19 protein-coding genes and 1 tRNA gene are annotated in these 21,944 nt (G+C 71.1%); 14 read left to right on the top strand and 6 right to left on the bottom strand.

Annotated features, from left to right (window positions below):
- Nucleotides 1–89: 89 nt before the first annotated feature.
- From HNR16_RS11470 to HNR16_RS11455, 4 genes are read right to left on the bottom strand one after another with little or no spacing between them, the layout of a single operon-like run.
- Nucleotides 90–1,223 carry a Wadjet anti-phage system protein JetD domain-containing protein gene (locus tag HNR16_RS11470; RefSeq protein ID WP_158039848.1) on the bottom strand — a complete coding sequence of 378 codons (1,134 nt, stop codon included), beginning with the start codon at nucleotides 1,221–1,223 and terminating at the stop codon, nucleotides 90–92.
- Nucleotides 1,220–4,564, bottom strand: coding sequence for an ATP-binding protein (locus HNR16_RS11465; protein WP_158039847.1), 3,345 nt, complete (start codon nucleotides 4,562–4,564; stop codon nucleotides 1,220–1,222). The genes HNR16_RS11470 and HNR16_RS11465 overlap by 4 nt, the downstream gene beginning before the upstream one ends.
- Nucleotides 4,561–5,235, bottom strand: a complete 675-nt coding sequence (locus tag HNR16_RS11460) for a DUF4194 domain-containing protein (RefSeq protein ID WP_158039846.1) — start codon at nucleotides 5,233–5,235, stop codon at nucleotides 4,561–4,563. Before HNR16_RS11460 ends, HNR16_RS11465 begins: the two co-directional genes overlap by 4 nt.
- Nucleotides 5,232–6,683, bottom strand: a complete 1,452-nt coding sequence (locus HNR16_RS11455; RefSeq protein WP_158039845.1) for a DUF3375 domain-containing protein — start codon at nucleotides 6,681–6,683, stop codon at nucleotides 5,232–5,234. The genes HNR16_RS11460 and HNR16_RS11455 overlap by 4 nt, the downstream gene beginning before the upstream one ends.
- A gap of 428 nt (nucleotides 6,684–7,111) precedes the next feature.
- Here HNR16_RS11455 and HNR16_RS11450 point away from each other — a divergent pair, with 428 nt between their 5' ends.
- Together HNR16_RS11450 and HNR16_RS18855 are read left to right on the top strand one after the other, a co-directional pair.
- Nucleotides 7,112–7,507, top strand: coding sequence for a helix-turn-helix domain-containing protein (locus HNR16_RS11450; RefSeq protein ID WP_158039844.1), 396 nt, complete (start codon nucleotides 7,112–7,114; stop codon nucleotides 7,505–7,507).
- Between the two features lie 8 nt (nucleotides 7,508–7,515).
- Nucleotides 7,516–8,550 carry a DUF3039 domain-containing protein gene (locus HNR16_RS18855; RefSeq protein ID WP_158039843.1) on the top strand — a complete coding sequence of 345 codons (1,035 nt, stop codon included), beginning with the start codon at nucleotides 7,516–7,518 and terminating at the stop codon, nucleotides 8,548–8,550.
- Between the two features lie 20 nt (nucleotides 8,551–8,570).
- Here HNR16_RS18855 and HNR16_RS11440 read toward each other — a convergent pair whose 3' ends face one another.
- Nucleotides 8,571–9,140, bottom strand: a complete 570-nt coding sequence (locus HNR16_RS11440; protein WP_158039842.1) for a HutD family protein — start codon at nucleotides 9,138–9,140, stop codon at nucleotides 8,571–8,573.
- A 273-nt stretch (nucleotides 9,141–9,413) separates the two neighbouring features.
- Here HNR16_RS11440 and HNR16_RS11435 point away from each other — a divergent pair, with 273 nt between their 5' ends.
- From HNR16_RS11435 to HNR16_RS18315, 9 genes are all read left to right on the top strand, one after another.
- Nucleotides 9,414–10,364 (top strand): aldo/keto reductase, encoded by a 951-nt coding sequence (locus HNR16_RS11435; RefSeq protein ID WP_158039841.1) that lies wholly within the window; start codon nucleotides 9,414–9,416, stop codon nucleotides 10,362–10,364.
- A 93-nt stretch (nucleotides 10,365–10,457) separates the two neighbouring features.
- Entirely contained in the window at nucleotides 10,458–11,357 is a 900-nt protein-coding gene (locus HNR16_RS11430; protein ID WP_158039840.1) for an aldo/keto reductase, read from the top strand.
- Nucleotides 11,354–12,163, top strand: coding sequence for a fructosamine kinase family protein (locus HNR16_RS11425; protein WP_158039839.1), 810 nt, complete (start codon nucleotides 11,354–11,356; stop codon nucleotides 12,161–12,163). The genes HNR16_RS11430 and HNR16_RS11425 overlap by 4 nt, the downstream gene beginning before the upstream one ends.
- A gap of 139 nt (nucleotides 12,164–12,302) precedes the next feature.
- A complete protein-coding gene (locus HNR16_RS11420; RefSeq protein ID WP_158039838.1) occupies nucleotides 12,303–13,982 on the top strand; it encodes an AMP-binding protein in 1,680 nt (559 codons plus the stop codon).
- Nucleotides 13,979–14,857, top strand: coding sequence for an alpha/beta hydrolase family protein (locus HNR16_RS11415; protein WP_158039837.1), 879 nt, complete (start codon nucleotides 13,979–13,981; stop codon nucleotides 14,855–14,857). The genes HNR16_RS11420 and HNR16_RS11415 overlap by 4 nt, the downstream gene beginning before the upstream one ends.
- Before the next feature lie 108 nt (nucleotides 14,858–14,965).
- Nucleotides 14,966–16,165, top strand: coding sequence for a MalY/PatB family protein (locus tag HNR16_RS11410; RefSeq protein ID WP_158039836.1), 1,200 nt, complete (start codon nucleotides 14,966–14,968; stop codon nucleotides 16,163–16,165).
- Nucleotides 16,166–16,187: 22 nt separating this feature from the next.
- Entirely contained in the window at nucleotides 16,188–17,144 is a 957-nt protein-coding gene (gene cysK / locus HNR16_RS11405; RefSeq protein ID WP_158039835.1) for a cysteine synthase A, read from the top strand.
- Between the two features lie 138 nt (nucleotides 17,145–17,282).
- Nucleotides 17,283–17,356, top strand: a tRNA-Met gene (locus HNR16_RS11400).
- Nucleotides 17,357–17,525: 169 nt separating this feature from the next.
- Nucleotides 17,526–18,749 (top strand): OmpA family protein, encoded by a 1,224-nt coding sequence (locus HNR16_RS18315; protein ID WP_158039834.1) that lies wholly within the window; start codon nucleotides 17,526–17,528, stop codon nucleotides 18,747–18,749.
- Between the two features lie 125 nt (nucleotides 18,750–18,874).
- On the opposite strand, the gene HNR16_RS11390 is transcribed toward HNR16_RS18315, so the two are convergent.
- A complete protein-coding gene (locus HNR16_RS11390; protein ID WP_158039833.1) occupies nucleotides 18,875–19,168 on the bottom strand; it encodes an antibiotic biosynthesis monooxygenase family protein in 294 nt (97 codons plus the stop codon).
- Between the two features lie 141 nt (nucleotides 19,169–19,309).
- Between HNR16_RS11390 and HNR16_RS11385 the strand changes: the two genes are divergently transcribed.
- From HNR16_RS11385 to zapE, 3 genes are read left to right on the top strand one after another with little or no spacing between them, the layout of a single operon-like run.
- Complete coding sequence (locus HNR16_RS11385) at nucleotides 19,310–20,332, top strand: LLM class flavin-dependent oxidoreductase (protein WP_158039832.1); 1,023 nt, start codon at nucleotides 19,310–19,312, stop codon at nucleotides 20,330–20,332.
- A 56-nt stretch (nucleotides 20,333–20,388) separates the two neighbouring features.
- Nucleotides 20,389–20,811, top strand: coding sequence for a pyridoxamine 5'-phosphate oxidase family protein (locus HNR16_RS11380; protein ID WP_158039831.1), 423 nt, complete (start codon nucleotides 20,389–20,391; stop codon nucleotides 20,809–20,811).
- Nucleotides 20,792–21,856: an AFG1/ZapE family ATPase gene (gene zapE / locus HNR16_RS11375; RefSeq protein WP_179558220.1), complete on the top strand. Its 1,065-nt coding sequence runs from the start codon at nucleotides 20,792–20,794 to the stop codon at nucleotides 21,854–21,856. Before HNR16_RS11380 ends, zapE begins: the two co-directional genes overlap by 20 nt.
- Nucleotides 21,857–21,944 lie beyond the last annotated feature (88 nt).

Here is a 21,944-nt window from a genome sequence, read left to right as displayed (position 1 = left end):
ATCGGCAATGCGGAGAGTTACTCTCCCGAATCCGACGGACGCCATGACCATCAGCAGCGAGCCGGCCCACGACGAGGACGGGCCACCACTCACGCGATCCCGAGGCGGGCGAGCGCGTACGGCCACGGGATGCGCTCCTGCTCGAGCCGGACGTTCCCCTCGGAGCCCAGCCGACGAAGGGTCGCCTCCTCCTCACCCGTGAGCAGCGGCAACGCGGCGATGCTCGGGGAGTCCTCGGCCACCCATAGGTCGCGGTGCGCCAGCAGCGTCTCGGTGTCCATCAGCGCCGACGTCGACCGCACGCCGAGTGCACGCAGCCGGTGCAGGATCGCGAATCCGTGCGAATCGAGGTCGCCCCAGTAGGTGACCTCCTGGGCCCACGGCAGCCGCGCGATGAGGTGCACCCGGTGACCACCGCCATCGAGCACGACCGCCCCGGGGACGGGCGGCATCGCCAACACGGACGCCAGGTTCTCGAAGACGAACACGCGCTCGGGGCGCAGCGGGAGCGCCGCGAGATCGTCGACCGGCACCGAGAGGTCCGTCAGGCCCCCCGGCGCGAGGCGCTCATCGAGGACGCGCATTCGCACGAGCGGCGTCGGCTCGCGCAGGCCGAGTCCCGGCTCGTTCGACATCAGCCGGTGCAGAGCCTCGACGAGGCCGCGGCGCGCCTCGATCCACTTCGTGTGCACGCCGCGAATCGGCAGCTCCCGCACTGCGCGACCCGATGCCGGATTGTCCCGCAACCAGCGCAACACGCCGTGCAGCCGCTCCACATCGGTGGAGGACAGCGCAGCGATCGTCCGGGCGTGCGATCGCAGCGCGAGCACGACATCGTCGCCGGGCCCGATGAGCTCGCGCAGCGCGAGCAAGCGGTCCCGCAATGCGAGCCAATCGTGAGCTTGGGCGGTACCGGCCACCGCGGCGATGCGCCCAGGCCCGCGCACGACCACCCGCTCGGGGAGCTCTTGCGCGCCGAGCCGCGCCCAGTTGCGCGAAATCCACGACACCTCGATCGGCAGCTCACTCGCGGCACGGAGCCACGAATCGGTCCACGCGCGCGCCGCAGTCGGGTCAGCCAGCGCCGCTCGCTCACTCGGCGGATGCAGCGGAAGCTCGAGCAGCGCCGCCTCGTCCCCCGTCGCCGCCCACGAGTTCCCATCCCGCAGCAGCAATCGCCGCGCACGCTCGCGAAGACGATCCACGCTCACGGGGGCGCTCATGTCGCGGCCCCACCGGGTGCCGACGTCGCATCGGGAAGCGCGCCGAAGCCGACGGTGGCGATCCGTGAGGCGCTTCTGTTCGGATTCGACACCGAGGTGATCGCGCCGACGTACGGTTCCAGCGTTTGCAGGAGTTTCAGCGGGGTGGCCAACACCATGTGGAACCCGAACGTCTTGAAGACATCCATCGCGTTCCGGGTGAACGCACTGTCCGCGTTCGCGAATGCCTCATCGAGCACAACGGTGCCGAAACGGGGCACCTCGTCCTCCTCCTCGGTGAGCTGATAGCGCAGGGCCGCGGCCAGGCAGAACACGACGAGCTTCTGGCGCTGCCCGCCGGAGAGCCCCTCCGAGGAGTCGTAGACGCGCCCGACGCGTCCCGTCGCCGAGCGCTCCCGGGCGAGGAAGGTGACGTGCAGCCGCGTGTCAAGCACGCGACGCCGCCAGTCCTGGTCCGTCCGGTCCTTCGATCCGAGCCGGCTGATCACGCGCTGGAGGACGCCGAAGCGCTCTTCGGCCGCGGGCAACGACTCGTCGGCCCAGTTCCCTTCCACGATGCGGCGCAGATCCGCGAGGAACTGCTCGACCTCGCTCGTCCGCATCGTCTTCACCTCGATCTCGAGGAACAGGTCGTCCGCCTCGAACGGTGAGCGACCGAGGGACGCGTTGACCGGCAGGATCCGCTCCCGGACGAGCGCGGGCGCGTCGCGGAGATCGCCCAGCAGGTGGGCGATGAGATCGCGAGAGCGATCGCGGAGGAGTGCGAGGAACTCGCCCTCCTTCTCGGGCAGTCCCCGCGCCACGATGCCCTCGAGCCGTTCGCGATAGCCGTAGCGATCGCCGATCTCGAGGGTGAGATCCGCGCAGGCCGCGGGCCATGCCGCCGCGAAGGAGGCCGCACCGCCCGCGAACGCCTCGGCCGCCCGCTGCACGCGCCTGCCCGCTGCATCCCGCTCACGCGAGAGCTCGGCCTGCACCCTGCGGGCGACCGCATCGACGTTGGCCGAGGTCAGCGACCGCTGCTCCGCCCGGAACCGCCGCTCCAACTCCGTGCTCGTCGCATCGTCGATGGGCTCGACGGCAACCGCGCTCAGCTCGGCGATCCGCTGCTCGATCCGCTGCACCCGGTCCGCGGCGAGCGTGCGCTCACCGTGTGCCGCGCCGCGCGCCTCGTCGCTGGTGGTCGCGCGGTCCGTCGCGCGTTCGAGCGCGTCCTGCGCGTCGCGGAGCGTCGAGGAGGCCGCCGTGAGACGCGCGAGCTCGGCCTCGCGCGCGTCGACCGCGGCCGCGGCTGCGCTCGTGTCGACGTGATCCCACGAGAACCCGGCCACCCGGGCACAGATGCCGCGTCGTTCGGCGGCGTCCGCGCGCTCCGCCTCGGCACGCTCGACCGCATCGGTCGCGGCGGCGAGCGCGGCCTTCTGCTCGCCGAGCCGCTCCAGGAGCGCCGTCATGCGGTCGTCGAGGTCACCGCCGAGCATCCAGCGCGTCACATCGCCGACCTCCGAACGGTCGTCCTTCTCGTAGCGTCGCGTGGAGCGCTTCACGAGGCCGGTGACCGTCACGCCACGGTCGACGCTCGCGAGCTCGTCCGGGTCGTCGACGCACGCGTAGTCGTACTCGGCCGCGAGGCGCATCCGCAGAAACCCGGCGAAGGGGCCCTCCGTCGGAACGACGCGATGCACGAGCGAACGCGCATCGCGCGGCCGTCGGGCGGCCTCGGCCGTGTGCGGCACCGCCTCGATCACGAAACGCACCCCCAGATACTGGCTGTCGGCCTCCCGGCGCACCGTCGCCAACTGCTCGTCGCGCACCAGCAGGGTCGTCGCGAGCGGTGCGAGCACCCGTTCGATCGCGCCACGCCACGCGGCGTGCTCGGGCACGACCGACAGCAACTCGGCCGCGAACGGGAGCGCGGTCTCGGGCAGCCCGAGACGCCGGGCGAGCATCGCACGCACCGCGAGCAGGCGCGGAGGGAGGTTCGTCCGGCTCTCGCGAACCGCTGCGATGAGCCGGGTGGTCTCCTCACGCTCCGTGCGGGCCGTGCTGCGCGCGTCATAGAGCGCGTGCGGCACGGGCGTGAGCTCACGCGCGGCCTCGGCCCGCGCGGTCGCGAGCAGATCCGCGAACTCTGCCGCATCCGTCGGGACGGGCGCCCCGAGCCGCACCAACTCGACGGCCAGGCGAGCTCGTTCGTTCGCGACGCCGCGCTGTTCCGCCCGCGCGGTCGCGATCTGCGCAGCGAGCAAGTCGACGCGCGCGCCGCCCTCCTGGTGCAGCCGGGCACGTGCGCTGTCGCGCGCGGAGTTCGCGAGCTCGTGCTCGCGGTCCGCATCACGCAGGGCCGCCTCGGCGCGCGCGAATGCCGCACGAGCCGGGGCGAGCTCACCCCGGGCGATCCGCAGGGTCAGGGCGGCCGTGTAGGCGTCGACCGCATCGTGCCGGGCGGCCGCCACGGCCGCCTCGGCGCTCGCCGCATCGAACGCCGTGATCGCGGCGTCGACCTCGCGAAGCGCATCGGCCTGGCGCCGGAGATCGACGACGTGGGAGTGCGCGAGATCCAGCTCGGTGAACTGCTCGACCGCGTTCTCGGCCCGCGCGAAGGTGCCGGGGTGATCCAGCATGAAGCCGCGGAACAGAGCGTCGAGGGTGCCGAGGTTCTTCGCGGACTGCGTCCGGTGCAGCAACTGGAGGCTCGTGTCGCCGCGGAACCCGAACAGCCGCACGACCCGCTCGTGGAACCGGCCGTGCTTGCCACCCGTGGTGACGAGCGCATCCGGCAGCGCCGCCGTCATCCGCCGCGCATCGATGCCGCTCGCGACGTGGCCCTTGAGCTGCATGAGCCCGAACTCGCCGCGCACGAGCACGCGCGCATCCTTGAGGGCCGCCGCATCGGTGCGCGTGCCGGGGGCATGGAAGACGCGCACGAGTGAGAGCGGATCGTCGCTGAGGTTCTCGTAGCGCAACAGGACCCCGCTCCAGCTCGCCCTGCCACGCAGGAAGGCGGTGACGGCCCTGTCGGCGTTCGCGTCGGCGGTCTTGCTCCACGCCCCGCGCACATACGACATGAGCGTGCGGTCGCCCTGCCGTGCCATTCCCTCCTGTGCGGCGGCGTTGAGGCGCAGCCAGCGATCCGGCGTGAGAACGGCGGCGATCGCGTCGAGGATCGAGGACTTCCCCGAACCGGACGTTCCCGTGAACAGGTGCCCCTCGCGCGCGACCTCGATCGTCGTGTGCCCCGAGAAGGTTCCCCAGTTGACGAGCTCAATGCGCGCGAGGCGCCACTGCCCGGCGTGCGCGGGCCCGCCGCTCGTGTCCTCGAACAGCTCCAGCACCGTCACGCCTCGTCCTCCTCGGCCGGTTCCACCGACTCGGCCGGCTCCACATCGTACGTTCCTGCCGATGACCCCTCGCGGGCGATGCGCTCGAACTCGGCGGTGATCGCGCGCACCTGATCGGCATCGACGATGAGCCGCAGCACGGGCGATATCTCGGCCCGATCCTCACCGGCCCTGTGCAGGACGCGGAGTTTGTTGTGCATCTTGTGCCACGACGAGTTCAGACGCGCTGCGAAGTCCTTCTCGTCCCGATCGGGCGTGCGGTACACGGCGAGCTGCTCGAACACGTCGGCCTGCCCGACGATCACGCGACCGCGCCCCTCCTCGCTCAACAGGGTGTGCCGCAGCACGAGCAGCATCGCCGTGTCGAGAAAGGTCAGCCGCTCAGAGCGCACGGCGTTGGGTGCCTGCTCGGACGGAGCGTTGCGCACGAACGCGAACTCGTTCGTCGGATCGACCACGAGATCGAGGAAGAGCTCGGCGAGGCGCTCGCGGATCGGCGACTCGTCAGTGAGCAGCGCCGCCCAGAGTTGCGGCTCGCGGGCCCCCGAGAGGTACGGGCCGCGCACGAGCCGCAACAGCACCCTGCGAGTGGGGTCGGGGAGCGTGCCCGCATCGCCGGGCCACAGCGGCTCGCGTGCGTCACCCGCATCGCCGTCCTGCACGGTCGTCATGTCACCTCCCCGGTGAAGCGATGGGCGGGGATCACGGCTGCCCGCGGGACGCCCGCGGTACTCGTCCACGCCACCGATTCGAGCTCGTCGTCGACGGTGCCCTGGGCGGCGGCGAGTGTGAGCAGGCCGATGACGCTCGCGACCCCCTGCGTGGCCGGATGATGCGCCAGCACCTCGGCGACCGTGCAGCTCGGGAGCTGCGAGAGGACGTCGTTCACATTGCGGGTGAGCTCGTCGAAGTCGATCTCGGTCTCGCGCGCGAGGGCGCGCAGCTCGTCGAGGTCTGCGACGGTGACCACGGCCGCAGTCACCTCGTCGGTCGCCGCGAACTCGGCCGGATCATCGAGTTCGAGCGCGCCCACCGTCGAGAGCTCCACGGCCGACAGATCGAGGGACAGTCCGATCGGATGCCATGGACGGATGTGCGGCGACGCCTGGACACCCGCGTGCTGCGCATCCCGAAGCAGCGAGCGCAGCACGCGATCCTGCTGGTAGTCGTGGGACTGAACGTAGCGACGAAGGGCACGGGCGAAGACGGTGATGACGTCGTGGATCTCGGCGCTGCGAGCCTTCAGCGTCGTCAGGAACGAGCGGAGCAGTCGACGCTCGGCAGGGCTCAGTCGCCGAGCGAAGCCGCGGTCGAGCACTCGACGGACATCGGCCTCGAACGCGGCACCGAGCGCTGGATCGAGCACGAGCTGCGACAGCGCCCCGAAACTCCGCCCCGCCTCCGACTCGGCGATGTGGTCGACACCCCGGAACACCTCGTCGACGACGGTCGCCTGCGCGGCGTCGGACTCGACGATCTTCTGCCGGAGCGCGGTGTTGAGGGCCTCGAAGTCGGCGCGCACCCGCGCGAAATCGTCGGGCACATCGGCCGCTTGCGCGAGCAGGTCCCGCACGCGTTCGAGCACTCGGCTCTCGTCGAGGGGAGCCTCGTCACCGGCTTGCAGTGCCCGGATGCGACGCTCGATGCGCTCGATCTCCTCTTCCAGCAGGGCGATGCGGGTGGCCGTATCGGGATCAGTGTCGATGGCGAGCCGGCGCACCTGTGCCGCGAGACTCGCGAGTCGCGACTCCGTCGCACTCGATCGTGGCGCGGCGCGACCCTCGATGAAACGGATCGCCACGATCGCGTCGGGGGAAAGCTCGAGCGTCTCCCCGCGGGACTCGACGGAGGCTCGCCTGGTAAGGAAGCCTGCCGCGCGCCACTGCGCGCAATAGCCTTTGGCGCTGAGCGGCAGCGTCAGCCCCTGATCGCGCAGTCGCTCGAGATCGGCGTCGAGCCGTTCGTAGAACTCCTCCGCGTCGACGCGACGCTCGTCGCCACCGAGATGGTGTCCGAGCAGCCCGGCGACGACGGGCGCGGAATCGGCGTCCAGAAGGCGCCAGGCCGCGTCGGCCTCCTTGAGCTGCGTGAGTCGCAGGGTTCGAGCAACGGCGGGCATGGCTCCATTGTGGGCCACGGTACCGACATTGCCGATGTCGGGTGAGCGCACGTCTCGGTCCGGTTCCGGGTGCCCGCCGTTCCTGGGGCCGCTGATCGCCTCCGCTCCCGGCCACGCCGCGTTGCAGGCCGACAATCGACGTTCGGGCGGGACAGCACGTCCAGCCCTCCGATCGGGCGCCGGAGCTCGAGAACGGGATAGTGCGTCGTATGCATGGGCGACGGACGAAGGGCACGCACAGCCGAACCGTGGGGGCGGGAGCGAGCGCGAACGAAGTGCCTCGTCTCGGCACCGTGTCACCGAGGTGGTCGGCGCGTGGCCAGGGGCCGAGTTGACTTGAGGACACGGCACCCGTAGTGTCATCTGTGACATTTGAGTCATCTGCTGCATCTGCCTTGCGGTGTGCCATCGTCGGAGGAGCCGCCACCATGTCGTCCATCGATACCTCCCGCGTCCCCATCGAGCAGTTCGATCAGCTCGAGGATGCCGCGGCAGAGATCTCACCCGAGATGCTCGATCTCGTGCACGCGCTCACCGTGTCCGTGCGCGCCGGCGCGCAGATCTCCGCATTCGCGCTGACGGACATCTATACCCCGAGCGAGGCAGCGGAGCGACTCGGCATGAGCCGAACCCACATCTACAAGCTGCTCGACAGAGGCGTGATCGGCCACGACCGCGTCGGTCGTGATCGCCGAATCCCCGGTGTCGAAATCGCCAAATTCGAGACGCAGCGACAGCAGGAACGACGTGAACTCGCCGAGAAGTTCGCGCATCGTCAGCGCATCGAGAACGACGCACTCGACGAACTCGCCGACCTGCTCTGATTCTTCTCGTGGGCGCGCGTCGCGCGCGTGTCGAGAATCCGCTGCCATTCGCGCACAATGGCATCGTGACTTCCCCACGCCGCGGGCGCCCCACGCTCAGAACGATCAGCGAAGACCTCGGCGTGCCGACCGCCGGCGCCGGCTGGGACGCGTGGTCGCCCCTGTGTGAATTCGATCATCCGATCGTTCGGAAGACAGCGGACAGCTTTGGTCCGGATCCCGCGAATGATCTCCACGAAGGGGCGATCCGCAGCAGTCACACGGTGCAACTGCTGGAGGTCAAGCAGAGCCGATGGCGCGGAGCCGTCTGGATCGACGAGGCCACGGGACAGCCGTGGCTCGTCGCTGCCGGAGTCGCAAAGGGTGGGCACCGAGATCACGACGACTTCTACCAGCGCATCAAGCGCGCGGATGCATCCGGAGCGACGTCGGACTGGCTGCCGACGGAGACCGATCAACGCCAGCTTCGACGTGAACGCGCCGCCGCGCTCATGGCCGAGTGGGAACTCGCTCTCCAAACGGCGGTATGTCGCGAGCTCGAAGCGATCATCGACGGTGGCGAACGCATGTTCACGATTCCGCATCCGAAAGCGGACGAAGCCGCGATCGGCGACGCAACGATCACGGTCGAGACCACCTCGGAAGACGCGGGTCGGAGAGAAGAGCTTCTCCTCGAGGTGCATCTCGCTTCCGCACACCTCGGATCGAGCCTCGGTTGGACGGCCACGAGACGGATCATCATCTCGATCGATCCTCGGGAGACGGGCTGGGATGTCGGTGGCGGAATCTTGGCACCGGCGTCCGGCATCGATTGGATCCGGGCTCGAATTCACGCGCTCCGTTCGTTTGTCGAGGCCGACGAACTGGACGTCTCGGTTCCGAATGCGCTCACCCACTACTCCCATCGACGCAATATCGCGCATGCGAGTGTTGAGGGCAAAGGCATCCGCTCGCTCTGCGGAATCTTCTTCGTTCCGACGCGTGATCACGAAGTCCTCCCGAAGTGTGCCGAATGCGATGATCGCTACTCGTCGTTGCCGTAGCCCGCATCAACGAAGCGGTGTCAGCTCGACACGGCGATCCTTGCCGCTCGCTGCGGCAGCACGCTCGTGGTGCATTCCCCACCGGGCAACAGCAGATCGAACTGTGAGACGCCATCCCCGTCGGTAAGCGCAACCAGGGCGAGCACCTCCGCAACGTCAGCAGGGGGTGGCGGCCCGACCGTCAACGAAACTCCCGCACCCGCCGCCATCAGGTTGACGGCACGGCACGGCCGCTCGAGTGCGGTGAGCGTCACATCCGCGCCGCCGTCGAACGCGAACGGCTCACCGTCGGCGATCTCGTGGGGGATGTCGTCGACCGTGAGCACGACCCGTCCGCCGATCGGAACGAAGACGCGACGCATGCCCGGGAGCGCCGAGAACGCCGCCGGCCGGTCGAGCGTCGCGACGCTCACGCGCCACGCGGGACAGCCCGCGGGGGAGAGGGCCGTGGATTCGTCGGCGCCGAGGAGTTCGGTCGTCGCGCCGAGGCCGTTCGCCCACGGTGTCGCGGGGCGTTCGGCGTACCGGCGGGCGACGTGCCAACCGGTGCCGTCAGCGGGACGGATTCTGCCGTCGTTGGGGGTCGTCATCGTGGGGTCCTCCGTCGAACCGGTGCCGAGGGCGGGCCATCGGCGAAACGCGACATCAGCCACGCCGCTGTGCACGATGCCCGTCCAGGCTATCGGCGGGACGCGCCCGTGGCCCCGTGGCCCCGCGGCCCCGCGACTCCGTGGCGGGCCCACCGCCCCGATGCGCTCAACCGAGCCGCCTCACACCTCGCGCACGCCCGGACGCCCTAACGTCGTGCGGGCGGCGACGGGACGAGCCCGCCGCCGCGCCGCCACGCGTCACGCAGGAGGAACATGCGCACCGTCCCACTCGGCCCGGCCGGGCTCCGCACCTCGAACATCGCCGCGGGCATGATGCGCATCGCGACCGCAACGGACGAGCACATCCGCACCCTCTACGAGACGGCGCGCGATGCGGGCATCGACCTGTTCGACCACGCCGACCTCTACGGCTTCGACGTGCCCGGCGGCGGGCGACACTTCTGCGAGCGGCGCTTCTCCTCGGCACTCGGCCTCTCGCCCGCCGAGCGAGCCGAGATCGTCCTCCAGACGAAGACCGGCATCGTGCCCGAGCCGTGGCACTACGACCACTCGTTCGAGCACATCGTCGCCTCCACCGAGGAATCGCTCGTCGCCCTCGACACCGACTACCTCGACGTGCTCCTCCTGCACCGGCCCGATGCGCTCGTCGAGCCCGAGGAGGTCGCCCGCGCCTTCGACCACCTCGAATCGAGCGGCAAGGTGCGCGCCTTCGGCGTCTCGAACCACACACCCCGCCAGATCGACCTGCTGCGCACGGCCGTGGAGCAGCCCATCGTCGCGAACCAGATCCAACTCTCGATCACCCACGCGAACATCATCGAACAGGGCCTCGCGGCGAACATCGCGAGCAGCGACGACGCGATCACGCGCGACGGCGGCGGCATCGTCGACCACGCCCGCGCGAACGGCATCACGCTGCAGGCGTGGTCGCCGTTCCAGAAGGGCCTGTTCGACGGCGTCTTCCTCGGCTCGCCCGACTATCCCGAACTCAACGCCGAACTCGACCGCCTCGCGGCGAAGTACGACGTCACGCCGACCGGGATCGCGACCGCCTGGATCACCCGCCACCCCGCAGGCATCCAGGTCGTGCTCGGCACCACGACGCCCGAACGCGTCGTCGAGGCGGCTGCGGGAACGGACCTGCCGCTCACCCGAGCCGAGTGGTACGGCCTCGTGCGCGCCGCCGGCCACACGGTGCCCTGAGCCCCGCGACCGACCCACGGCCGCCACGACCGCGGCCCGATCACGACACCACGACACCACGACGCGACACACCGACACAGAACGGACACGCGCATGATCCTCGACGAGACCGCGACCCTCTCGAACGGCGTCACCATCCCCAGGCTCGGCTTCGGCACGTGGATGATCGACGACGCCGCCGCCTCGCAGGCCGTCCAGGACGCCATCGCGATCGGCTACCGCTCCATCGACACGGCACAGGCCTACGGCAACGAGCGCGGCGTCGGCGAGGGCATCCGCGCGAGCGGCGTGCCGCGCGACGAACTGTTCGTCACCACCAAGCTCGACGCGAGCATCAAGGACCACGACAGCGCGGTCGCCGCGATCCGCGGCTCGCTCGACGCGCTCGGGCTCGACCGCATCGACCTCATGCTCATCCACAGCCCGCAACCCTGGGACGACTTCCGCGGCGGCGAATACGCCGACGGCAACCGCGCCGCGTGGCGCGCGCTCGAGGAGGCGTACGCGGACGGCCTGCTCCGCTCGATCGGCGTCTCGAACTTCGAGCAGCGCGACCTCGACAACGTGCAGGAGGGCGCGACGGTCACCCCGCAGGTCAACCAGATCCTCGTGCACGTCGGCAACACGCCCACCGAGCTCATCGCCGAGTGCGAGCGGCGCAACATCCTCGTCGAGTCCTACTCACCCATCGGGCACGGCGCGATCCTGCGCGACCCCGACCTCGTCGACATGGCCGAACGGTACGGCGTGAGCGTGCCGAGGCTGTGCATCCGCTACACCCTGCAGCTCGGCACCGTCGCCCTCCCGAAGAGCACCGACCCGGACCACATGCGCGAGAACGCCGACGTCGACTTCGAGATCTCCGACGAGGACATGGCGACCCTGCGCACCGTCCGCGTCACCAACTACCGCGACGAGCTGTTCGGGGGCGATCCGGACAGCGAGCGGGACGGTGCCGGCCTCCGGCGCACCGACGCCGACGGGGCGCGATGACGGCCACCGTCACGAAGACCGCGACCTCCCCGAGCGACAACCCGCGTGGTGAGGCGGCCGGGCTCCGCTGGCTCGCCGCCGCGCAGCCCGCCGGGGGTGCCCGCGTCGCCGCGGTCGTCACGGTCGACGCGCACCACCTCGAGATCGAGCGCATCGACGAGGGACCGTTCCCCGTCGCCGCGGCACGCGCGTTCGGCGCCGCACTCGCCCACACCCACGCGGCCGGGGCGCCGTGGTGGGGGAGCCCGCCCGAGGGATGGTCGGGGCCCGCGTGGGTGGGGCGCTCGCGCACGCCGCTCGTCACCGACCGCGCCACGGCCGCGGCCGATTGGGGCACGTTCTACGCGAACGAGCGCATCCTCGCGTTCTCCCGCCGACTCGTCGACGACGCCGTGATCGACACCGCCGATGCGCAGCTCTACGAACGACTCGCGGCTCGACTCGAACGCGGCGAACTCGACGCCCCGCAACCCCGGCTCGTCGCCGACGCGCGGCACGCGGTCGCCCGCTGCCACGGCGACCTCTGGACCGGCAACGTGCTCGCGGACGGCGGCCCCACCGGGGCGGCACTCATCGATCCGATGGCCCACGGCGGCCACGCCGAGACCGACCTCGGCACGCTCAGCGTGTTCGGCTACCCGCACCTCGACGACATCTACGCCGCCTACGACGAGGCGTCCCCGTTCGCCGACGGGTGGCGCGAGCGCGTCGCGCTCCACGAACTCGGCATCGTCATCATGCACGTGCACCTGTTCCGTGGCGGCTACGTCGATGCGGCACGTCGCCTCGCCGAACAGTACGCGTGACACCAGGTCGACAAAATCCTCGGACGACGGGCGCAGCGTTCCTGGTCGGTCCGAACAACATCCACACGATCGCCCGCCCGCCCGGGCACACTGCTCCAGGACCCGTGGCAAACGACGCCGGGCGCACATTCGAGGACGCATGAGCGAAACACCACCCAGCACACACGACCGACCCTGGCTGCGTTTCTACGCCGAGGGGATTGCCGCAGATCTCGGCGACCCGACCGACGAATCGATCGGCGACATGGTCCGCCGGGCCGCCCGCCTCCACGGCGACCGCCCCGCGTTCTCCAACCTCGGCGGCACGCTGAGCTTCACCGACATCGAGCGCCTGAGCGACCGCTTCGCGAAGAACCTCGTCGCGCTCGGACTCGAACCGGGCGACCGCATCGCCCTGCAGATGCCGAACCTCCTGCAGTACCCCGTCGCGATCTTCGGGGCGCTCAAGGCCGGCCTCGCGGTCGTCAACATCAACCCGCTCTACACGGAGGCGGAGATCCGCCGCGTCGTCGAGGACGCGAAGCCCAGGGCGTTCGTCGTGCTCGGCATGTTCGCCGACAAGCTCGAGCGCGTGCTGCCCGGCTCCTCCATCGAGCACGTCATCCTCACCCGCCCCGGCGATCTGCTGCCCGGCCCGCGGCGCACACTCGTGAACTTCGTCGCCCGGCGCATCAAGCGCATGGAGCCGCCGTTCTCGCTGCCGAACGCGATCCCGTACCGCCACATGGTCGCCGAGCCCACCGGCCACCCGCAGCTGCCGACCCCGCACGCCGACGACATCGCGTTCCTGCAGTACACGGGCGGCACGACCGGCGGCCCGAAGGCGGCCGTGCTCACGCACCGCAACCTGCTCGCGAACCAGGAACAGATCGTCGGCCTCATCGGCACCGCGTTCCACGAGCCGAACCCCGTCGTGATCGCTGCCCTCCCGATGTACCACGTGTTCTCGCTCACCGTGAACTGCTTCGGGCTGTTCATGTTCGGCGCCGAGACCGTGCTCATCACGAACCCGCGCGACCTCGACGACTTCGTCGCCACGCTGCGCAAGACCCGCCCGAACGGCATCATCCTCGTCTCGACCCTCGCGGGCGGCCTGCTCGAGAACGAGGGATTCCGCGGGCTCGACTTCTCGCGCCTCGAGATCGCGCTCGCGGGCGGCATGGCCGTGCGCACCGCCGTCGCCGACCGCTGGAAGGAGGTCACCGGCATCCCGATCCTCGAGGGCTACGGACTCACCGAGACGAGCCCCGTCGTGTCGGTCAACCCGCCGCACCTCCCGCCCCGCCTCGGCACGATCGGCATCCCGCTGCCCTCGACCGAGGTCGAGATCCGCGACGAGGACGGCAACCGGCTGCCCACGGGCGAGGCCGGCGAGCTCGTCGTGCGCGGCCCGCAGGTCATGCGCGAGTACTGGAACCGGCCCGACGCGACGGCCGAGATCTTCGCCGACGGCGGCTGGCTGCGCACGGGCGACATCGCGACGATCGACGAGGACGGCTACCTCACGATCGTCGACCGCAAGAAGGAGATGATCGTCGTCTCGGGATTCAACGTGTACCCGAGCGAGATCGAGGACGCCGCGATGCTCCACCCCGGCGTGCTCGAGGCCGGCTGCATCGGCATCCCGAACGAGCACTCGGGCGAGGTGCCGAAGCTCTTCGTCGTGCGCCGTGACGCGTCCCTCACGGAGGACGAGGTGCGCGCCCACCTCAAGACGCAGCTCACGGGCTACAAGCGGCCGCGCGAGATCGTGTTCCGCGACGAGCTGCCCAAGTCGAACGTCGGCAAGGTGCTGCGGAAGGACCTCAAGGACCTGTGACGCGCACGGACGACGTCGACGCGCGACGGTTCACGATCGAGGCGGCGAACGGCGAGCGCATCGTCGCGACCCGCTTCGATCCGGCCGGAGCGTCGCGCGGCATCGTCCTCGTCGCCGCGGCGATCGCGACCCGCGCGAGCTACTACGCACCGCTCGCGCAGTGGATCGCGTCCACGGGCCGCACGTGCGTCACGTTCGACTACCAGGGCTACGGCGCCTCGGCGGACGGCCCGATCCGGGACGTCCGCGCCGATCAGCTCGACTGGGCCTCCGACGCGGGGCGCGTGCTCGCACACCTGCGCGCCGAATCGCCCGAGACGCCGATCACGTGGATCGGGCACAGCCTCGGCGGGCAGCTCATCGCGTTCGCGCCGCACGAGACCCTCGACCGGGCGATCCTCATCGGCAGCGGCACGGGCTCGTGGCACCCGACGACCGGCATCCACCGCGTCCGGGCGCTGCTGTTCTGGTACGCGATCGCGCTCACCCTCACGCGCCTGCACGGCTACTTCCCGGGACGTCGCTACCGGCTCTTCGACGACCTGCCGCCCGGCGTCATCCGCCAGTGGATCCGCTGGGGCCGGCACCCCGACTACCTCGTCGGCGTCCTGCCCGAGCACGCCGCCACCTACGCGGCGGTCACGACGCCGCTCGACATCGTGACGTTCACCGACGACGAGACGATCCCCGAGACCGCGACGGCACACCTCGCGCGCTTCTACGCGAACGCACCCCAGCAACGGCACCGCATCGACCCCGCCGCGATCGGCGAACGCGCGATCGGGCACATGGGCTTCTTCCGCCGCGATCGCGAGGCGCTCTGGGATCGCGTGCTCACGCCGCTGCTGGACGCGCCGACGAGGCCCCGGGCCTGATCGCGCGCTCGCCCGGCGGACGGAACGTGCGCACGAGCGCCGCGACCGGGCACCGTCATGGAAGCTCATGAAACCCCACGCCCCGAGCGCATCGGGCAGAGTGGGCGCATGCCCGATCGTGCCCGACGACCCGACCCCGCGGTCGTGGAACGGGAGATCGCACGCCTGCGGGCCACCGGGCTGTCGAAGTGGACCACGTACCCGGGCGCCATCGGCTCGTTCATCGCCGAGGCCGACTTCGGCACGGCGCCCGCCGTCACTCGCGTCGTGCGCGAGCACGCCGAGCGCGGCGATTTCGGCTACCCCGCCCGGCACCACCGGCAGGAGCTCGCGCGCGCCGCGCGCGACTGGTTCGCCGATCGATACGACTGGCACGTCGACGAGGCGAGCGTCGGGATCGTCCCCGACGTCCTCGCGAGCCTGCGCTTCGCGATCGCGCACCTCACCCGTCCCGGCTCGGCGGTCGTCGTGCCGACCCCGAACTACATGCCGTTCCTCCGACTGCCCGCCGACCTCGGCCGCCGCGTCGTCCAGGTGCCCGGCCACCGCGGCGACGACGGCAGGTGGCAACTCGATCTCGACGGCATCGGACGCGCCCTCGACGACGGGGCCGGCCTCGTCGTCCTCACGAACCCCGCGAACCCGACCGGCACCGTCCACACGCGCGACGAACTGCGCGCGCTCGCGGCCCTCGTCGAACGGCACGACGCGCGCGTCTGGGCCGACGAGGTACACGCGCCGATCCGCTACGACGGCGCCGTGCACGTGCCCTTCGCCTCGCTCTCCGAGACCACGGCACGCCACACGGTGACCGCGACGAGCGCGTCGAAGGCATGGAACATCCCGGGCCTCAAGGCGGCCCAGACGATCTTCACGAACCCGGACGACCTCGACGCGTGGCACGGCGTCGGGCTGTGGACCGAACACGAGACGTCACTGCTCGGCATGACCGCCTCGACGGCCGCCTACCGCGAGGGCGGCGCGTGGCTCGACGACCTCGTCGCCCGCCTCGCGCACCTGCGCGACGTGCTCGTCGAGCGCGTCACCGAACGCATCCCCGCCGCGCGCATCGACCGTCCCCAGGCGACCTACCTCGCATGGCTCGACCTGCGCGACATCGTCGGCGACCGCCGGCTCGGGCCGTTCCTGCGACGCCACGCGAACCTCGCCGCGACCGACGGCCGCTACTGCGGCGACGCGTTCACGGGATACCTTCGCCTCAACATCGCGACGCCCGAACCGATCGCCGTCGAGACCGTCGACCGCCTCGCCGACGCGCTCGACACCCTGCCGGGCCGAGCCGACTGACGCCCCACCGAGAGGATCCACCGTGCCCCGCATCGCCGCCACCCTCGCCGAACTCGTCGGCGACACCCCGCTCCTCGACGTCACGAGCGCGATCCCCGACGCCCGCGGCCGGGTGCTCGCGAAGCTCGAGTACTTCAACCCCGCGTCGAGCGTGAAGGACCGCACGGCGCTCGCGATCGTGCGCGCCGCCGAGGCCGACGGGCGCCTGCGCCCCGGCGGCACGATCGTCGAGGCCTCGAGCGGCAACACGGGCATCGCGCTCGCCTGGATCGGCGTCGCGCTCGGCTACCGCGTCATCATCTGCCTGCCCGACGACGTGTCGCTCGAACGCCGCGGCCTGCTCGAGGCGCTCGGAGCCGAGATCCAGCTCACCCCGGGCGTCGACGCGATGGCGGGCGCGAACCAGCGCGCGAACGCGATCGTCGAGGCCGACCCGAGCGCGTTCCTCTCCGGCCAGGGCGGCAACCCCGCGAACCCCGCCACCCACCACGACACGACCGGCCCCGAGATCTGGCGGGACACCGACGGCGACGTCGACGCGTTCGTCGCGACCGCGGGCACGGGCGGCACGGTGACGGGCGCCGGGAGCTACCTGAAGGAGCAGAAGCCCGGACTGCACGTCGTCGCGGTCGAGCCCGCCGAGGCACCCGTGCTGAGCGGGGGCGAGTTCCACCCGCACCTCATCCAGGGCATCGTCGGCGGCAACGGCATCCCGCCCGTCCTCGACCTCGACGTCGTCGACGAGATCCTCGCCGTGCCGGGCGCCGACGCGTACGCCGCCGCCCGCGGCCTCGCGCGCAGCCACGGCCTGCTCGTCGGCATCTCCTCCGGCGCCGCGCTCCTCGCGGCGGGCGAGCTCGCGCGGCGTCCCGAGTACGAGGGCCGCACGATCGTGACCGTGTTCCCCGACGGCGGCGAACGCTACCTGTCGACGGGCCTCTACGAGGGCCACGTGCCCGAGGCCGGCCGAGCCGTCTGACGGGCGGTCCGTGCCGCTTCGCCCGGGCCGCTGCGTCCGGGTCGTGCCCGTCAGGCCACGCCCTGTCCGGGTCGTGCCTGTCACACACCGTCACGCTCCCACGGATTCCCAAGGTCGTGCGTCACCCTCGGGGCATCACGCGGCGTACCCAAGTGGTCGAAGGGGACGGTCTCATAGCCCGTTATCCGCAGGTTCGAATCCTGCCGCCGCGTCCCCACCACACGCACCGTCGACGCCCGCGTTCCGGGCGGAATCGGGGATTCCGGGTGCCCCGGAACCCCGGAAACCACCCGGATACCCCCATGTCGATGCGTTCTCAGGGATCGCTACGCTCGCTCCGAGCCGGCACGCACGCCGCACGGCACCGAGCAGAGGAGTCCGATGTCCGTCCGCACCCGTCACCGTCCCACCCCCGTCACGCCCGGCCGAGCCGGCGCGGCGATCACCGCGAGCCTCGCCCTGCTGGCGCTCTCGGGATGCAGCCTCTTCCCCGGTGACTCCGCGCCGGCCGATGCCGCGCCAGCCGCGACGGAGACGAGCGAACCGACGCCGCAGTTCCCGGTCGTGCCGGGCTACGACGTCGGCGAGTTCCCGCCAGTCCCGCTCCTCGTGCTGCCCGATCTGCGCCTTCTCACCTCCGCGCAGGCGGGCTTCGCGGTCGACATCGCGCAGGACATCGGCGAGTACCCGGGACTCACGGTCGAACCGGCCTCGTGCGACGAGAGCGGCGCGGTGCAGTCGAGCAACGGCAGCACGATCCTCTACGGCGACGGCTCGGGTGCCGTCACGGGCCCCGACGGCCAGGTCGTCAACTACGGCGACGGCTCGGGCGTCGTGAGCACGCCCGACATGCAGGTCGTGAACTACGGCGACGGCTCGGGGACCGTCGCGACCGCCGACACGCAGATCGTCACCTACGGCGACGGCACGGGCTCCTACAACGGGCCGGGCGTGAGCGTGAACGTCCTCGGTGGCGGCGCGGGCAACCGGACGGCGGGCGACGAGTCGCTCGTCCTGTTCGGCGACGGCTCCGGCAACTACACGAAGGGTGGTGTGTCGATCGTCAATCACGGTGACGGCTCGGGCAACTACAGCGACGGCACGCTGCAGATCATCAACTACGGTGACGGCACCGGGCTCATCGACGGCGTGCCGTACAACGGGTTCGAGAAGATCGAACCGGCCCCGAGCGTCGGCGCGTTCCCCACGATGGGCGCCGTCGCACCGATCGAGTCGTGCGGCATCATCATCTCGCTCGAGAGCGAGGTGCTGTTCGACTTCGACCGCGCCGAGGTGCGGTCCGACGCGGCCGAGGTGCTCCGGAGCCTGTCCCGCGCGCTCACCGAGAACGCCGTGCCCGCGGCCGAGATCGGCGGACACACCGACTCGATCGGTGACCCGGCCTACAACCTCGACCTCTCGGAGCGTCGTGCGGCGGCGGTCGTCGCGGCGCTGCAGGCGAACGGGACGACGTCGACGCTCGACGCCGTCGGCTACGGCGACACGCGCCCCGTCGCCCCGAACGCGAACGAGGACGGCTCGGACAACCCGGCAGGCCGTCAGGAGAACCGCCGCGTCGAGGTCTTCGTGCCGGCCTTCACCTGACGCCGCGCGCCGACGAGTGAATCCCGGGCGGTTTTCGGGGTTCCGGTCGACCCGGAACCCCGAAAACCACCCGGAACTCGGTGGGGTGGGGGCGCGTCAGTGTGGGACGGCCCGCGCGTGTGGGGTCAGAGCTCGACGACCTCGAACTCGAGGAGCTCGGCGCCCGTCGCGACGGGCTTCTGGCCGTGGCCCGCGTGCGCCTCCTTCGCGCGACCGTCGCGCCAGTTCACGAAGTCCTCCTCGCTCGCCCACGTCGTGACGACGAAGTAGCGCGACTCGCCCGCGGTCGGGCGCAGCAACTGGAAGCCCTCGAAACCGGGCGACGAGTCGACCGCGTGCTTGCGCGCGGCGAACCGCGCCTCGAGCTCGGGACCGGCACCCTCGGGCACCTCGATGGCGTTGATCTTGACGACGGGCATACGACTCCTTCGACTCCTTCGCGGACGATTGCTTCGGACGGTACTCCCTCGACCGGTGCAGTGCGTCACAGGACGACGCGCACACGTCCCCGAGCGGCCGATCCGGCAGGATCGACGTGCCCCACTCCCGAAAGGACCCCCGTGCCCGACTCGATCCGGCCCCTGCAACGCCTCGGCTTCATCCACCTCGTCCCGTTCGATCGCGACGACCCCCGTGCCGGGTTCGCCGACGCGCTCGAGCTGTTCCGCTACGCCGAGGAGCTCGGCCTCGACTCGGGGTGGGTGCGCACGCGGCACATGCAGTACGGGCTGCCGTCGCCCGCCGTGCTCTTCGGCGCGCTCTCGCAGGTGACGACGCGGCTCGAACTCGGCACGGCCGTCGTGCCGCTCGAGTTCGAGAACCCCTACCGCTTCGCGGAGGAGACGGCGACGGCCGACGTCCTGACGGGCGGCCGACTGCAGCTCGGCCTGAGCGTGCACCCGCCCCGCTACGCCGAGGCCGAGAACGACGTCGTGTTCGACGACGGCTGGCGCGACGAGGACTACGGCTACGGGCGCATCGAGCGATTCCGCGCCCTGCTCCGTGGCGAGCGCGTGCGCGAGGTCGGCGCGTACGCGGGCCTCGGCGGCGACTTCGACTCCGAGCGTGTCGAGCCGCACGCGGCGGGCCTCGCCGACAGGCTCTGGTACGGCGGCGGATCGCTCCGCTCGGCACAGTGGGCGGGCGAAGCGGGCCTGAACTGGCTCGTGAGCAACATCTCGACGACCGAGAACGGGGTGCGCCGCTTCGACCTCGCGCAGCGCGCGCAGATCGACGCGTTCCGCGCCGCGAGCCCGGCGGGCGAGGCCGCGCGCGTCGCGGTCGCGCGCGTCATCGTGCCCACCGACGGGGCGACGCCCGAACAGGTCGCGCGGTACCGCGCCTACGCCGAGGCGCGCACGCCGCGCACCGAGACCGTGCACGGGAAGAACACGATCATCGCGGTCGACGTGCTCGGCTCGCTCGACGAGATCGTCGAGCGCATCACGGACGACGCCGCGTTCCGGGCCGGCGACGACTACCTGTTCGAGCTGCCGTTCGAGCTCGAGCTCGCCGATTGGAAGCAGATCCTGCACCAGCTCGCGACGCGCATCGGGCCCGCGCTCGGGTGGTCGCCGCGCTGAGCGCGCACGCGGCGCGGGGGCTGGCGCGGCGGCGCGCGGGGGAGGAGGATCGGAGCATGAGCAGCCATCATGACGATCCCGTGGTCAAACTCGGCGCCGACGAGAGCTGGGAACGCCTCGCCGGGACGACGCTCGGCCGCCTCGTGACGCACGTCGGTGAGGTCATCGACATCTTCCCCGTGAACTTCGTCGTCGACGACCGCACGATCGTGTTCCGCACCGCCGAGGGCAGCAAGCTCTATGAACTCACCGTCAACTCGGACGTGCTGTTCGAGGCCGACGACCACGACGACGGCTCCGCCTGGAGCGTCGTCGTGCGCGGCAACGCGTTCCGCATCGAGAACTCGCGCGAGATCGCCGCCGCCGACGAGCTGCCGCTGCGGCCGTGGATCCCGACGCTCAAGTACAACTACGTGCGCATCACGCCGACGGGCGTGTCGGGCCGTGCGTTCGCGTTCGGTGAGGAGCCCGAGCGCTGAACGCGAGGACGCGCGCGACCGCCGATCTCGTCGGGCGGTCACTGCCCGGGCGGCGGACGAGGGATTCGTACTCGACGCCGGACAGGTCGAGCTGCTCGATCGGATCGCGGCGCTCGCGGCGGGCGATACCGGCGGACGGACCGGCCTGTACGTGTCCGGCCCCGCGGGGCGCGGCAAGAGCTGGCTCGCGCGTACCGCGACCGAGGCGCTTCCCGTGCCCGCGGAGCGCGTGCGTCGCGTGCACTTCCACGACTTCTTCGAGGAGCTGCGGCAGCGGCTCGGGCCGCGCGTGAGCGCGCGGGATGCGATCGACGGCACGGTCACCTCGCTCCTCGACGGCGCCGAATGGTTCTTCTTCGACGAGCTGCACGTACACGATCCGGCGGGCGCCGCGCTGCTCACGCGGCTCCTGCGCGGGCTCGCGGAGCGGCGCATCCCGACGCTCGTCACATCGAACTACGCGCCCGAGGGTCTGCTGCCGTCGCCCGTCTACCACCACCTGATGGAACCCGGCATCGCCGTGATCCGCGAGTCGATGATCGTCACGACGCTCGACGGCGGCGTCGATTACCGTGCCCGCGAGCTGCCCGACGCCGCGCAGCGTTCGGCCGGCTTCGCCTCGGGGCGCTGGATCGTCGCGCTCGACGACGACGCGATCCGCGCGGCCGGACTCGAGCCACCGACACCGGACGAGGCGGTCGACGTGACGAGCGGGAGCTATCGTTTCACGGCGAGTGCCGTGCGCGATCGCGAGGTGTGGTTCTCGGCCGGGGCGCTCCTCGAGGCACGCACGACACCGCAGGACTACCTGCGCTGGATCGAGCGGTTCGATCGCGGGGTGCTGCACGGGCTGCCGCCGCTCTCGGGGCTCAGCCGCCAGGCGCAGCAGCGTTTCGTGTCGCTCCTCGACGTGCTCGTCGACCGCGACGTCCCGCTCACGGTGCTCTCGAGCGTCGCGCGCCACGCGTTCGTGGATCGCGAGCGGGTGCCGCCGGACGTCGTCCGGGCTCGGAGTCGCCTCTCGCTCCTGGAGACACGGCCCTAGCTCTTTCGTGTGCTCGCCGTCGGGGTCTACGCTCGGCCTACCGTGCGGGAACGACGACGCGTCCCGAACGACACGGCGACCGCCCCCG

It is taken from the genome of Pseudoclavibacter chungangensis, from assembly GCF_013410545.1.
Classification (GTDB): Bacteria; Actinomycetota; Actinomycetes; order Actinomycetales; family Microbacteriaceae; genus Pseudoclavibacter; species Pseudoclavibacter chungangensis.
The sequence above is the reverse complement of the archived record's forward strand: the minus strand, read 5'-3'. Positions and strand labels throughout refer to the sequence as shown.